This is a genomic window from Undibacterium sp. TC9W (assembly GCF_049339865.1).
Lineage (GTDB): Bacteria > Pseudomonadota > Gammaproteobacteria > Burkholderiales > Burkholderiaceae_D > Undibacterium.
The window spans coordinates 180,485-193,033 of record NZ_JBMPPJ010000008.1 but is presented as its reverse complement, the minus strand read 5'-3'; the positions used below and the strand labels follow the sequence as shown (position 1 = coordinate 193,033).

Sequence of the window (12,549 nt, the reverse complement as noted above, 5' to 3'; positions counted from 1 at the left end):
TGTCAGGCAACGATCAATTTATCAACTGGCAGTCTGCTCTTTATGCTTGTGCGCGCTGGTCAGCACTATCACGCTGCCAAGAATGATGCTCATCGCCAGCATCTCGCGCATGGACAGGTGCTCGCCACCAAACACCACACCAAGACCTACTGCGATGACAGGATTGACGTAGGCATAACTTGCAGCCAGACCAGCCGGTACCTTGGACAGCAAATACATATAGGCAGTAAATGCCAGCAGTGATCCAGCCACCACCAGATAGGCCCAGGCAGCCACTGCATTGACGGTGACTTCACCCGTCAGTTGCTCACCCTTACCCAGGCTGATGATGAACAGGAACAAGCCACCGACCAGCATTTCACTCGCAAAGCCCATGCCGCCTGCCGCCATCTTGAGTTTCTTTTGCGACAAAATCGAACCCACGTCCCAGCACAATATCGCCCCCAGCAAGAACAGTATGCCCAAAGGTTGTGCCGAAAACTGGCCGTCAGACGCCAGCAACATGGCACCAGCAAAACCGCAGAATATGCCCGCCCATTCACGACGCTTGGGCCAGTCACCAAACATGCCCGACAAGCCAGACAGTATCATCGGTGAGCAGGCAATAAACACGGCAGTCAGGCCGGAAGACACATATTGCTGCGCCACCGCTGTCAAACCAGTACCACCACCCAGCATCAAAATGCCGACGATACCGCCGTCGCGCCATTCACGCAAAGTAGGGTTGGGCGCACCGCGCGATTTTTGCCAGGCATACAAAATAGCCCCTGCCACCAGAAAGCGTGTACCTATCATCATGAAAGGCGGGAGGGCCTTAAGGGCCACCTGTATGGCAAAGTAAGTGGAGCCCCAGACTATATAGACAGTAAGCAGGGCGAGTAAAACTTTACGTGGCAAATGGCGCATGGCAGGGGTAGCTTAAATTGATTTCAGGTAATCAGTGTATGTTAGTCAGTTTGAATATTAAATGGATAATCAAAGGTAAATCAGGTACATTTCTTTTAATCTCAACGAAAAAGCAGGGTTTCTCCGTGAAAATAGAATTGGATGTGATGGACGGCAAAATCCTCGAGATTTTGCAGGCCGATGCCAGGGTCACCATGGCCGAAATAGGGCGGCGCATACATTTAAGCCAGCCTGCCGTGACCGAAAGGGTCAAGCGCATGGAGGCCGCCAATGTCATCACGGGCTACCACGCCAGGGTTGATCCTGAAGCATTGGGTTACGGCATTACGGCTTTTGTCCGCATTGCCAGCCGCGCAACTGATACGCCGGTACTAAAAATTGCCGAGCAAGTACCAGAAGTAGTTGAATGCCATGCCATTACCGGCGAAGATTGCGTGATCGTCAAAGTAGTCGCGCCCTCAGTACGTGAGCTGGAGCGAGTGATTACCAGCCTCGCGCGTTGCGGTGTGACATCGACTTCCCTGATCTTGTCTTCATCGATAGAAAGACGGGCCATCAAGCCCGTGGAATAAAAATGGAATTGCGCCAGCTACGTTATTTTGTCGCCATCGTCGATCACGGCTCGCTGTCGCGCGCCGCGCGTGTGCTGCATATCGTGCAGCCAGCCCTGACCCAGCAATTGCAGCAACTTGAAGAAGAACTGGGTGCGACTTTGTTGCATCGTTCTGCACAAGGTATGCAGGCCACAGACGCCGGCAAAATATTCTACGAACATGCGCTGGCGATTTTGAAGCAAGTCAGCGATGCCAGATCAGCCGTCGCTCAATCGACAGACAAACCCAGCGGCACGGTTGCTTTGGGCATACCGCAAAGTGCCTCTGGCGCGCTGGCCTTCCCTTTATTGAAAGCTGTACGTGCAGCCTACCCCGATATCATCTTTCAACTGACAGAAGAATTGACCGGCAACTTGACCGAGCAGTTGCGCTCAGGCCGTTTGAACCTGGCGATACTGTTTGATGATGGCCAACTGGGCGGCTTTACCAGCAAGCCGCTGGTCGAAGAGGAAATGATGTACATCACACGAACTGATTCACAGTTTGCCTGCAAGCGCAAATCGATCACGCTGGCGCAAGCCTTGCAGTCCACTCTGATTTTGCCCAGCATACAACATGGTGTGCGGCCACGTATAGAGCAGGTGGTCAGAGAGCAGGGCAAGCACATAGAGAATGTCATCGACATCACCTCGATAGCGATTTTAAAATCTGCGTTGATGGCTGATATGGGGGCGACTATCTTGCCCGTATCACCGATGCTGGCAGAAATTGAACGTGGCGAAATGCGTGCCTGCCCTATCAGTGATGTACAGTTGTCGCGTACCGTGACCCTGTGCGCATCCAAGAATATCCCTTTGACGAATGCCGCCATGGCAGTAGAAAAACTGGTGCTGGAACTGACGCGTGATTTGAGTACGAGTGGTAAGTGGCTGGGCACCAGCAACCTGGTGGCGCAATAATGGACGGGCTGGCGTATTGGGACAGGATCAAAAAACCAGTCTTCACAGGCTGGTTTTTATTCTGGCTATTGATGGTGGCGGTTGCCGTGCAAGACCATCTGAAAGGCGGCGGCAAACATATTTGGGAACCCATCTTCTGGGAAAGCTCTTCTGCCCTCGTAGGCACATTGCTGCTTTTGCTGCAAAGGCGCAAGCTGACCGACAGGCATTTATTACAGACACCAGCCAAATGGTTCTGGCAGCAAATCCTGCCCCTGCCTTTGTTCAGCACTGTATTTGTGGTGATGGTATATAGCCTGCGTCACTCAGTGTATGCCTTGCTGGGACTCAGCTATCAGCATGATGGCTGGATCAAAGTGTATTTTTATGAGTGCAGCAAGATCTTCATGTTCTTTGGCATGTTTTATGTCGTGATTTTTGGCCTGCAAGCCTATGCTTCTTTGCTCGAAGAAAAAGACAATGCAGAAAAATCCCAGGCGCTGTTACGTGATGCGCAATTGCACAGACTGACGCAACAGATGCAACCGCATTTTCTGTTCAATGTACTCAACACCATTTCATCGCTGATGTATACCGATGTCAAACTGGCGGACACTGCCTTGAGTGAGATCGCCGCACTCTTGCGCGCCAGCATGGACCTGGGCCAGCACAGCGAAACCAGCCTCGCAGATGAGTTAAAACTGCTGCAGGCCTACGCAAAACTGATGAGCCTGCGCTTTATCGACAGGGTAGAGATCAACTGGGATATCGCCGATGATGTGCTAAGCAGTAAAGTACCGGTCATGAGCCTGCAAACCATACTGGAAAACAGTTTCAAGCATACTGTCGAAAAACGCAGCCAGCTTACTCATATAAAGATCAGTGCATATAAAGAGGCAGGGCAAGTCATCTTGCGCATCGAGGATGACGCCGGTCATTTGCAGGAGAACGGGCAAGGCTCAGGCGTGGGCATCAGTAATTTGCGCCAGCGTCTGCAGGTCCTGTATCAGGATAAAGCCAGCCTGCAATTGACCGATCTGAAGCCTTCAGGCGTCATGACAGAGCTGCGCTTGCCCATTGATGTCGGGAGCATAGCTTCATGAAAATCCTCATCGTCGATGATGAAGCCTATGCCAGGGATAAACTCAGGCGTCTGGTAGCCGAACATGTGGCAGATGCCGTCGTATCAGAAGCCAGGGATGGCAGGGAAGCACTGGACTGCATACAAAAGCAGCAGCCTGACCTGGTTTTCCTCGACATACAAATGCCGGAGATGGATGGCATCACCGTCGCCAGTCAACTGGCAGCGCCTGTGCCACTGATCGTTTTTGTCACCGCCTATGACCAGTTCGCCCTGCAGGCTTTTGATGCGAATGCGATCGATTATCTGCTCAAGCCTTATGATGAGGCGAGATTCTTGCGTGCCCTGCAAAGAGTGAGTGAGCGCAGGAGCAGCGCGAAAAAAATTCAGGCAGAACAGCATTTACTCTTGAATGAAAAAGGCCGCGTCACCGTCATCAAGCTGGCCGACATCATACGGCTGGAAGCTGCTGATAATTATGTGATGATTTTTACCAGCCAACAGCAGCATATGATGCGCCAGACCTTGTCGGGTTTGCAGGACAGGCTGGGGCAGGGCTTTGTGCGTTGCCACCGTAGCCATATCGTCAGGCTGGACCAGATTACCCAGGTCTTGCCAGCGCAAAAGGGAGATGCTGAACTGCTGCTGCAAGATGGCCTGCACCTGCCATGCAGCCGTCAGCACAGGGATGAGGTCGTGCAAGCACTTGCCAGCTAAGTCCCTGTTGGTATTTCCATTTCACCCCTGCTCACATCCAGTCCGCCACATTTTTCTGGTGTGAATTTGATCACGCTTTTAGTATCGCGTCTGTGTTCATCAATGACCAGAAAAAGAGCCATGTCAAATTCAAGCATAGCAGTGCCAGGTTTGCCTTCCCAGCGTTTATATTTTCTCGACTGGGTCAGGATCATCGCTTTTTTCTTGCTGATCCTGTATCACGTAGGCATGTATTATGTGGAGTGGGGCTGGCATGTCAAAAGCCCGCATGCCAGCAGCACCTTACAACCGCTGATGATGCTGACCAGCCCCTGGCGTCTCAGCCTGCTGTTTTTTATCTCTGGTGTGGCATCTGCCTTCATGCTGGAAAAAATCGCCACCGGCAAATTCCTGCGCAGCCGCAGCCTGCGTCTTTTGCTGCCACTGATCTTTGGCATGTTCGTCGTGGTGCCGCCACAGGCGTATCTCGAAGTGGTGGAGAAATTGGCCTATGCCGGCAGTTATAGCGAATTCATGCAGCTCTACCTGCATCACTATCGTGGCTTCAAGATAGAAGGCAAGGTATTGGATTTGCCTACCTGGAATCATCTGTGGTTTGTTGCCTACCTGTGGGTATATAGTGTGTTGCTGTGGTTCTGGCTGGCTTTCAAGCCCGCATGGTTCCAGGCTGCCCGCAACTGGCTGCAAAAGCAGATGAAGGGCTGGCGCATCCTGGCTTTGCCTGTTGCTTACCTGGCGCTGGTGCGCATGGGTTTGTTCAGTTCCTACCCACCGAATAATGGTCTGGTGGCTGACTGGTATAACCATGCCTGCTATTTGTTCATCTTTACATTCGGTGCCCTGATCGCCAATTCACAGGCATTCTGGCAAGAACTCGCCAGCATGCGCTGGCTTGCACTCAGGATAGCTGCATGTGGCTGGTTGTTCCTGATCATCTATTTCAGCTTTGAGTATGACGCTACACCGAAGTGGTTCATCATGCTCCAGCGCGGCGTGTGGGTTTGCATGGCCTGGTCAGCGATTATTGCAGCCTGCGGCTATGCGAAGCAGCATCTGAATTTCGATAGCCCGGCAAGACGCTATCTGACGCAGGCAGTGTTTCCTGTGTATATCCTCCATCAGACTTATATCGTCATCATGGCGCATGGCATGAAACCGCTGGCCTTGCCTGCCCTGCCAGAAGGTATCTTGCTGGTTGCGCTGACAGCAGCGACTTGCTTCCTCAGTTATGAAATCATACGTCGCGTGTTTTTCCTGCGCCCCCTGTTCGGACTTGATCTTGGCTTTACTTATAAGCCAAGATCACTCAGTCCGGGATGATCATCCGGCCTGCGACCCTGGGGCCAGTGGAATAAACGCTGATCCGCGCTAATGCCCAGATCATTGATGCTGGCAAGACGTCTGTGCATGAGGCCGTTGTCAGCAAATTCCCAGTTCTCATTGCCATAAGAACGCGTCCAGTTGCCTTCATGGTCGCAACTCTCGTAGGCGAAGCGCACGGCGATACGATTTTCGCTAAAAGCCCAGATTTCCTTGATGAGGCGGTATTCACGTTCTGCTGCCCATTTGCGCTTTAAAAATTCCCTGACTTGCTCGCGTCCTTGCGGGAATTCATGGCGGTTACGCCAGATCGTATCCACCGTATAAGCCAGTACCACCTTGTCAGGGTCGCGGGTATTCCAGCCATCTTCTGCCATACGTACTTTTTGTATTGCCGTCTCCAGTGTGAAGGGCGGCAAGGGTGGTCGTGCAATATCCAATGACTTATCCATTTGTATTTGTCCTTAAGTAAATATCGTGAGTTGAGTTATTCATACTCAAATTTACGCAATATTGTTTGTCTCAAGAATAGCCATGATTTACAATTAATTATTGTAAATAGCGGAATAATCGCCGGAGTGCCATGGACAAACTGCATCTGATGACTGTATTTGTAGCCGTTGCCGAGGAAGAAGGCTTTGCCGCTGCCGCCCGTCGTCTGGCCATGTCGCCACCGGCAGTCACGCGTGCGATTGCGGCGCTGGAAGCACGACTCGGCGTCAAGCTGCTGAATCGCAGCACCCGCTTTGTCAGGGTCACAGAAGCCGGCCAGCGTTATCTGGAAGATGCCCGCCGCATCATTGCCGATGTCGAGGCTGCCGATGAAGCCACGGCGGGCATCAATGCCGAACCGCGTGGTCATCTGGCAGTCACTGCTCCCGTCATGTTTGGCAAAATGTTTGTCATGCCCGGCATCGTCGAATATTTGCAACGCTATCCGGCGATGGATGTGTCCGCACTTTTCCTTGACCGTGTCGTGAATTTGCTGGAAGAAGGCATTGATGTCGGTGTGCGCATAGGTGAATTGCCAGATTCCAGCATGAAGGCAATACGGGTAGGGCAGATACGCCGCCTGTTGTGTGCCTCGCCTGCTTATCTGCAAGTGCATGGTACGCCAGCCAACCCGCATGAATTAAGCGGGCACAGCATTATTGCCGCCACGGGTGTTACACCTATGGTCGAATGGCGCTTCGCCCATGCAGGGCAGAATATGGCAATCAAGGTCAAGCCACGTCTCACGGTCAGCAGCAATGATGCTGCCATCGAAGCCAGCCTCGCAGGCCTGGGTATCAGCCGCCTATTGTCTTACCAGGTGGGTAAGTATTTTGATGATGGGCAGCTATGCCGCATCATGCAGACATATGAGACCGCTCCGCTGCCCGTGCATGTGGTACATAGGGAAGGCCGCTATGCAAATGCCAAGGTCAGGAGTTTTGTCGATCTCATCGTTGCACAGTTGCGTGCAGCCATGGTGCAGCATTGAATTCCTGGGTGAGAGATGTGATGAAAGCCAGTAGGGATGCTTACCCTGTTGTTTTTCATATTGACAATATGTTGACACTGGAAAACCCAGGGTGTTATATTTTGCCTGGATTTATGGGAACGTTTCCAATTGTATTCCGTCGATGTGACTGGGCATGATGAGAGGCGGGAATTTCCATGTATGCAGTAACAGATATAACGATAAAAAAGCAGAAGAAAGCAGAAAAATTGCAGACCACGATCTGCCATCTGCACCCGTGGAAACTTAGGCGGAGACAAAATGTATAAAACCAATAAACTGGTGCTTGCCCTGCTACTCGGTGGCCTGGGCGGCCTGGTAGCCGCGAGCATGTCCGCGCATGCCGCAGGGCCCAAGGCCGAAGTCATGCACTGGTGGACATCTGGTGGTGAATCGGCTGCTGTCGCCAAATTTGCTGATGCCTACCGTGCCGCTGGTGGTGTCTGGACAGATACTGCCATTGCCGGTGGTGACCAGGCGCGTTCCGTGGCCATCAACCGCATGGTCGGGGGCAACCCGCCCACTGCGGCGCAATTCAATATTTCCAGGCAATTCCAGGATGTCGTCGAGCAAGACATGCTCAATAATGTCGATGATGTCGCCGCCAAAGAGAACTGGGACAAGACCCTGCCTGAGCCCATACGCAATGTCCTCAAAATCAAGGGACATTATTATGCTGTACCGGTGAATATCCACATGCCAGCCTGGATATGGTATTCAAAATCCGCATTTAAAAAAGCAGGTATAGACAAAGAACCAGCCACGCCAGATGAGCTGTTTGCTGCTCTCGATAAACTCAAGGCAGCCGGACTGATACCGCTGGCCCATGGCGGTCAGGCCTGGCAAGAGACTATCGTCTTCATGGCCATGCTGGCCAATGTAGGTGGCAAGGATCTGTATCTGAGTGTGATGCGTGACCGTAATGTCACCGCCATGAATTCAGAAGCCTTTCGCAAAGTCTTGCTAAGCTTCAAGCGCTTGCGCTCTTACATTGATACCGCATCACCTGGACGCAACTGGAATGACAGCACAGCCTTGCTCATCAAAGGCACGGCAGGCATGCAAATCATGGGGGACTGGGCCCTGGGTGAGTTCGTCGCAGCCAAACAAGTCGCTGGCCGCGAATATGGTTGCATGCCAGGCCTGGGACCAAAAGCACCTTACCTGATACAGGGCGATGCTTTTGTCTTTCCAAAAACCAGCAATCCAGAAACCATCAAGGCGCAAAAGCTGCTGGCCAGCATCGTGGTGGCACCTGGGCCGCAACTGGAATTCAATAAGCTCAAGGGTTCCATCCCCATACGTAATGACCTGGATGTGACGCAACTGAACCTGTGCGCCCAGACCGGACTGGAAATCATGAAAGACAAAAGCCGACATGCAGGCATAGGTGAGATTTACCTGACGCCAGACCAGAATGGTGCCCTGACCGATGTGCTGACAGCTTACTGGAATACCAATATGGCTGTAGAAAAAGCACAAAAGAATATCATCGCTGCATTGAAAAATTAAGTACCATATTAATACCCCCGCCAAGCGCCATCTCGCCCATGTCAACCAACCAGTCCAGCGCCAGATTCAAAGGCAAGCTGCATACCAAACTCATACCTCAAGCTGCCTTGCTGCCTATGAGCCTGACGGTGGTATTCGGCTACCTGGCGACCTTATTGTGGACATTGAAGATTTCATTGAGCAGCTCACGCACTCTGCCCGTCAATAACTTTGTCGGCCTCAGTCAGTATGAGCGTCTGTTCGACAATGAGCGCTGGCTGTTGTCACTGAATAACCTGGCCATCTATGGCGTGCTGTTCATCCTTGCTTGCGTCATCATCGGCTTTTTGCTCGCTGTCTTTATAGACCAGAATGTAACGGGCGAGGGCGTGCTGCGTACCATCTTCCTGTACCCTTACGCTATGTCATTCGTCGCCACCGGTCTGGTGTGGCAGTGGATGCTGACGCCGGGTGTGGGGATACAAGAAGGCATACGTCAACTGGGGTTCAAGGATTTTCAGTTTGACTGGATAGTCGATCAGGACATGGTGATCTATACCATCGTCATCGCCACCGTGTGGCAGGCTTCCGGCCTGGTCATGGCGATGCTGCTGGCGGGTTTGCGTGGCATAGATGAAGATATCTGGAAAGCTGCGCGCATGGATGGCATACCCACTTGGCGGGTTTATCTGTCCATCATCATCCCCATGCTGGCGCCCAATTTTGCCACCGTATTCCTGTTGCTTGCAACGGCTGTCGTCAAACTCTTTGATGCGGTTGAAGCGATGACGCAGGGCGGCCCCGGCACTGCCAGCGAAGTACCGGCAAAATTTATCATGGATCATTTGTTTGGCCGCGCCAACCTGTCACTGGCATCTGCCGGTGCCATCATGATGCTGCTGCCCGTGCTGGCACTATTGATACCCTACGCGTATGCAAGAGCGCGCAAGGGCAAAAGATGAGGACAAACACAAAGCGCACATGGACGCCAGCACGCATAGGCATCTATGCCTTCCTGCTGACTGCTGCGGCATTCTTTTTGCTGCCGCTGTATATCATGCTGGTGACCTCTTTCAAATCGATGGAAGAAATTCGCCTCGGTAATATCTTTGCCTTGCCCATGCACATGACAGTAGAGCCCTGGCGGCAAGCCTGGAGCACGGCCTGTACAGGTGTGGCCTGTGAAGGTATCAGTAGCGGTTTCTGGAATTCAGTGGCGATTACTTTACCCAGCACCGTGCTGGCGATTTTTCTGGGTGCGCTGAATGGTTACGCCTTGTCGTTCTGGCGGCCCCGTGGTTCACAACTCCTGTTTGCCATTTTGCTGGCGGGCGCTTTCATTCCTGTGCAAGTCATGATGTTTCCGCTGGTGCGGGTGCTGGCGGTCCTGAATATTTTCAGTACCCTTCCTGGCATCGTCCTGGTGCATGTGATCTTTGGCATGCCCATCATGACCCTGCTGTTTCGCAATTACTATCTGAGCATACCGCAGGAACTGTTTCATGCCGCACGCATAGACGGCGGCGGATTTTTCCGCATCTTTGTGCAATTGATGCTGCCCATGTCCCTGCCCATGATAGTCGTAGCCGCCATCATGCAGGTCACCGGAGTATGGAACGATTACATCCTCGGCCTGGTGTTTGCGGGGCGGGAACATTTACCGATGACGGCACAACTTAATAACGTCATCAATACGACGACCGGTACCAGGATGTACAACGTCAATATGGCCGCAACCATATTGACCGCCTTGCTGCCACTGGCTATCTATTTCATTTCAGGCCGCTGGTTTGTGCGTGGCATTGCCGCTGGTGCGGTCAAAGGTTAAAGATTAAGTTTAGGTTTAGGTTTAGGCTAAGGACGGGTGCATGGCATATGTAAGTCTCAAGAATCTGGGTGTACAGCTGGGTGGACAAAAGATCATCGATCAACTGGATCTGGATGTGGAAGAGGGCGAATTCCTGGTCTTGCTGGGACCGTCTGGTTGCGGTAAATCGACCCTTTTGCACAGCATAGCTGGTCTCATCGATATCGCAACAGGCAGCATAGAAATTGCAGGCAAGGATGTCAGCTATGCCGAACCCAGTGACAGGCAGATAGGCATGGTGTTTCAGTCCTATGCACTCTACCCGACCATGACGGTGGAAAAGAATATGTCTTTTGGCTTGCGCATTAATGGCGTCGCCAAGCAAGAAATACAGGCACGCATCACAAAAGTGGCAGAGATGCTGCAATTGCAGACACTGTTACAGCGCAAGCCAGCGCAGTTATCCGGTGGACAAAGGCAGAGGGTGGCGATAGGCCGTGCCCTGGTCAGGGAAGCCAGGGTGTTTTTGTTTGATGAGCCACTATCAAACCTGGATGCCAAGTTGCGTACAGAATTGCGCCGCGAACTCAAGCTGTTGCATCAGAATCTTGGCTCTACCATGCTGTATGTGACGCATGATCAGGTAGAAGCCATGACCCTGGCGAGCCGCATCGTCGTCATGCGGGCTGGCAAGATACAGCAACTGGGTACGCCGTCTGAAGTATATGAGCGACCGGCAAACCTGTTTGTCGCAGGGTTTCTGGGTGCGCCAGCCATGAACTTTATCGCCGGCAAGCTCATTGAAGACAAGCAGTTTGATAATGAAGTGATCAAGCTGGATTTATCGGCTTATGCCTCTCAGGCAACATCGCCAGTGCAGGATGTGATTTTGGGTATCAGGCCAGAGTATATGCAGGTGCAGGCAGATGGTGCATATAGCGGCGAACTCAGCCTGCTGGAGCCCATGGGTAATCATCAACTCTTATGGTTGACTATGGGTAAGCAGCAGTTGTGTTTGCTGGACCATGAGAACCGGCAGTTCAAGCTGGGCGAGACAGTGCGCTTTGACATTCACACCGACAGGGTTTCCCTGTTTGATGCAAAAACAGAGTCACGTTTGTGATTGAAGAAGATAATTTACGGTAGCCGTTGTAAAAATTTTATATACTGGCCGGATCATCAACATGGAAAAGAATCAAGTGGCGACTATCAAGGATGTGGCCCGCCTGGCGGGCGTGGGACTGGGCACCGCGTCACGCGTGGTCAGCGGCAAAGGGTCGGTGTCTTTAAAGACGCAGGAACGTGTGCGCAAGGCGATTGCTGAACTGGATTTCCGCCCATCCCATGCGGCACGCAGCCTGCTGTCAGGTAATTCACAGATGATAGGTGTGTATATCCCTGTGCTCAAGGGTACTTTTTACATGCCCATCCTGCAGTCTATCGATACAGAATTGCGCCTGGCCGGTTTGCACATGGTGGTTGCGTTTGGCGTTGGTATAGGTGATGAACGACGGCAAGGTGTGGAAGGCATAGAATTTTTGATGGAACGTGGCTGCGATGGCCTCATCGTCATGAGCAATGTGCTGACGGATGAGGATTTTTCTATCCTCGGCCCAAAACGTGATCGTCTGGTGGTTTTGAATCATGATTCAAAAACCATCGCCGACCAGTGCTTTGCTGCTGACCATGTGCAAGGCGGTGTCATGGCTGCGCGCGCCCTGCTTGAATACAAGCATAAACATATCGCCGTCATCGCTGGGCCATCGACCGCGCCGGATAATGTGGAACGCATTAATGGTTTCCTTGGTGAACTCGGTCATGCTGGAATTGACACAGGCAAGATGTGGATAGCCGAGAGTGATTTTTCACCTGAAGGTGGCTGGAATTGTGCCAAGGAATTATTGGAATCAGGCCGTCCCTTCACCGCCCTGTTTTGCGCGAATGATGAAATGGCACTGGGAGCCTTGTCCTTCTTCCAGCAAGCTGGTATTTCCGTTCCGCATGATGTTTCTGTCATTGGTTACGATGACACCATGAGCGCTGCCTATGCCGCGCCGCCGCTGACTTCCGTGCATATTCCATGGCGTGACGTCACGCTCAGTGCCTTGAATGAGTTATTGAACCGTTGCTATGGGCTGAGAAGACCAGTCACACGTGATTACCCGATCAAGGTGACCATGCGCGCATCGCTGGCGAAACCTGCGCAGCGACGGAGCAAGGCTGGCTGATGATCG

Annotated in this window: 13 protein-coding genes; 11 read left to right on the top strand and 2 right to left on the bottom strand. The window is 52.3% G+C overall.

Features of this window, described 5'->3' with window-relative positions; genetic code table 11:
* Window positions 1–21: 21 nt before the first annotated feature.
* Window positions 22–906 (bottom strand): drug/metabolite exporter YedA, encoded by an 885-nt coding sequence (gene yedA, locus ACO0LN_RS13960; RefSeq protein ID WP_422974706.1) that lies wholly within the window; start codon window positions 904–906, stop codon window positions 22–24.
* Window positions 907–1,031: 125 nt separating this feature from the next.
* Here yedA and ACO0LN_RS13955 point away from each other — a divergent pair, with 125 nt between their 5' ends.
* The 5 genes from ACO0LN_RS13955 to ACO0LN_RS13935 all read left to right on the top strand — a co-directional run bounded on the left by ACO0LN_RS13955 (window position 1,032) and on the right by ACO0LN_RS13935 (window position 5,516).
* Window positions 1,032–1,478, top strand: a complete 447-nt coding sequence (locus ACO0LN_RS13955) for an Lrp/AsnC family transcriptional regulator (protein WP_422974704.1) — start codon at window positions 1,032–1,034, stop codon at window positions 1,476–1,478.
* Window positions 1,479–1,480: 2 nt separating this feature from the next.
* Window positions 1,481–2,419 (top strand): LysR substrate-binding domain-containing protein, encoded by a 939-nt coding sequence (locus tag ACO0LN_RS13950; protein ID WP_422974702.1) that lies wholly within the window; start codon window positions 1,481–1,483, stop codon window positions 2,417–2,419.
* Window positions 2,419–3,501: a sensor histidine kinase gene (locus ACO0LN_RS13945; RefSeq protein WP_422974700.1), complete on the top strand. Its 1,083-nt coding sequence runs from the start codon at window positions 2,419–2,421 to the stop codon at window positions 3,499–3,501. The genes ACO0LN_RS13950 and ACO0LN_RS13945 overlap by 1 nt, the downstream gene beginning before the upstream one ends.
* Window positions 3,498–4,196 carry a LytR/AlgR family response regulator transcription factor gene (locus tag ACO0LN_RS13940; RefSeq protein ID WP_422974698.1) on the top strand — a complete coding sequence of 233 codons (699 nt, stop codon included), beginning with the start codon at window positions 3,498–3,500 and terminating at the stop codon, window positions 4,194–4,196. Before ACO0LN_RS13945 ends, ACO0LN_RS13940 begins: the two co-directional genes overlap by 4 nt.
* A 120-nt stretch (window positions 4,197–4,316) precedes the next feature.
* On the top strand, window positions 4,317–5,516 hold the full coding sequence (locus ACO0LN_RS13935; RefSeq protein ID WP_422974696.1) for an acyltransferase family protein: 1,200 nt from the start codon (window positions 4,317–4,319) through the stop codon (window positions 5,514–5,516).
* Here the strand turns inward: ACO0LN_RS13935 and ACO0LN_RS13930 are convergent.
* On the bottom strand, window positions 5,486–5,968 hold the full coding sequence (locus tag ACO0LN_RS13930; protein ID WP_422974694.1) for a DUF1348 family protein: 483 nt from the start codon (window positions 5,966–5,968) through the stop codon (window positions 5,486–5,488). The genes ACO0LN_RS13935 and ACO0LN_RS13930 overlap by 31 nt on opposite strands.
* A gap of 131 nt (window positions 5,969–6,099) precedes the next feature.
* On the opposite strand from ACO0LN_RS13930, the gene ACO0LN_RS13925 reads away from it, so the two are divergent.
* From ACO0LN_RS13925 to ACO0LN_RS13900, 6 genes are all read left to right on the top strand, one after another.
* Window positions 6,100–6,999 carry a LysR substrate-binding domain-containing protein gene (locus tag ACO0LN_RS13925; RefSeq protein WP_422974692.1) on the top strand — a complete coding sequence of 300 codons (900 nt, stop codon included), beginning with the start codon at window positions 6,100–6,102 and terminating at the stop codon, window positions 6,997–6,999.
* A gap of 279 nt (window positions 7,000–7,278) precedes the next feature.
* Window positions 7,279–8,529, top strand: a complete 1,251-nt coding sequence (locus ACO0LN_RS13920; RefSeq protein ID WP_422974690.1) for an ABC transporter substrate-binding protein — start codon at window positions 7,279–7,281, stop codon at window positions 8,527–8,529.
* 116 nt (window positions 8,530–8,645) lie between these two features.
* Window positions 8,646–9,470, top strand: a complete 825-nt coding sequence (locus ACO0LN_RS13915) for a carbohydrate ABC transporter permease (protein ID WP_422974898.1) — start codon at window positions 8,646–8,648, stop codon at window positions 9,468–9,470.
* Entirely contained in the window at window positions 9,467–10,336 is an 870-nt protein-coding gene (locus ACO0LN_RS13910) for a carbohydrate ABC transporter permease (RefSeq protein ID WP_422974688.1), read from the top strand. Before ACO0LN_RS13915 ends, ACO0LN_RS13910 begins: the two co-directional genes overlap by 4 nt.
* Window positions 10,337–10,376: 40 nt before the next feature.
* Window positions 10,377–11,438, top strand: a complete 1,062-nt coding sequence (locus ACO0LN_RS13905) for an ABC transporter ATP-binding protein (RefSeq protein ID WP_422974686.1) — start codon at window positions 10,377–10,379, stop codon at window positions 11,436–11,438.
* 76 nt (window positions 11,439–11,514) lie between these two features.
* On the top strand, window positions 11,515–12,543 hold the full coding sequence (locus ACO0LN_RS13900; protein ID WP_422974896.1) for a LacI family DNA-binding transcriptional regulator: 1,029 nt from the start codon (window positions 11,515–11,517) through the stop codon (window positions 12,541–12,543).
* Window positions 12,544–12,549: the final 6 nt, after the last annotated feature.

What these genes read in the sequence shown, in the direction of transcription:
- yedA (WP_422974706.1), bottom strand. Translation starts at nt 906, where the DNA reads ATGCGCCATTTGCCACGTAAAGTTTTACTCGCCCTGCTTACTGTCTAT.
- ACO0LN_RS13950 (WP_422974702.1), top strand. Translation starts at nt 1,481, where the DNA reads ATGGAATTGCGCCAGCTACGTTATTTTGTCGCCATCGTCGATCACGGC.
- ACO0LN_RS13945 (WP_422974700.1), top strand. Translation starts at nt 2,419, where the DNA reads ATGGACGGGCTGGCGTATTGGGACAGGATCAAAAAACCAGTCTTCACA.
- ACO0LN_RS13940 (WP_422974698.1), top strand. Translation starts at nt 3,498, where the DNA reads ATGAAAATCCTCATCGTCGATGATGAAGCCTATGCCAGGGATAAACTC.
- ACO0LN_RS13935 (WP_422974696.1), top strand. Translation starts at nt 4,317, where the DNA reads ATGTCAAATTCAAGCATAGCAGTGCCAGGTTTGCCTTCCCAGCGTTTA.
- ACO0LN_RS13930 (WP_422974694.1), bottom strand. Translation starts at nt 5,968, where the DNA reads ATGGATAAGTCATTGGATATTGCACGACCACCCTTGCCGCCCTTCACA.
- ACO0LN_RS13925 (WP_422974692.1), top strand. Translation starts at nt 6,100, where the DNA reads ATGGACAAACTGCATCTGATGACTGTATTTGTAGCCGTTGCCGAGGAA.
- ACO0LN_RS13920 (WP_422974690.1), top strand. Translation starts at nt 7,279, where the DNA reads ATGTATAAAACCAATAAACTGGTGCTTGCCCTGCTACTCGGTGGCCTG.
- ACO0LN_RS13915 (WP_422974898.1), top strand. Translation starts at nt 8,646, where the DNA reads ATGAGCCTGACGGTGGTATTCGGCTACCTGGCGACCTTATTGTGGACA.
- ACO0LN_RS13910 (WP_422974688.1), top strand. Translation starts at nt 9,467, where the DNA reads ATGAGGACAAACACAAAGCGCACATGGACGCCAGCACGCATAGGCATC.
- ACO0LN_RS13905 (WP_422974686.1), top strand. Translation starts at nt 10,377, where the DNA reads ATGGCATATGTAAGTCTCAAGAATCTGGGTGTACAGCTGGGTGGACAA.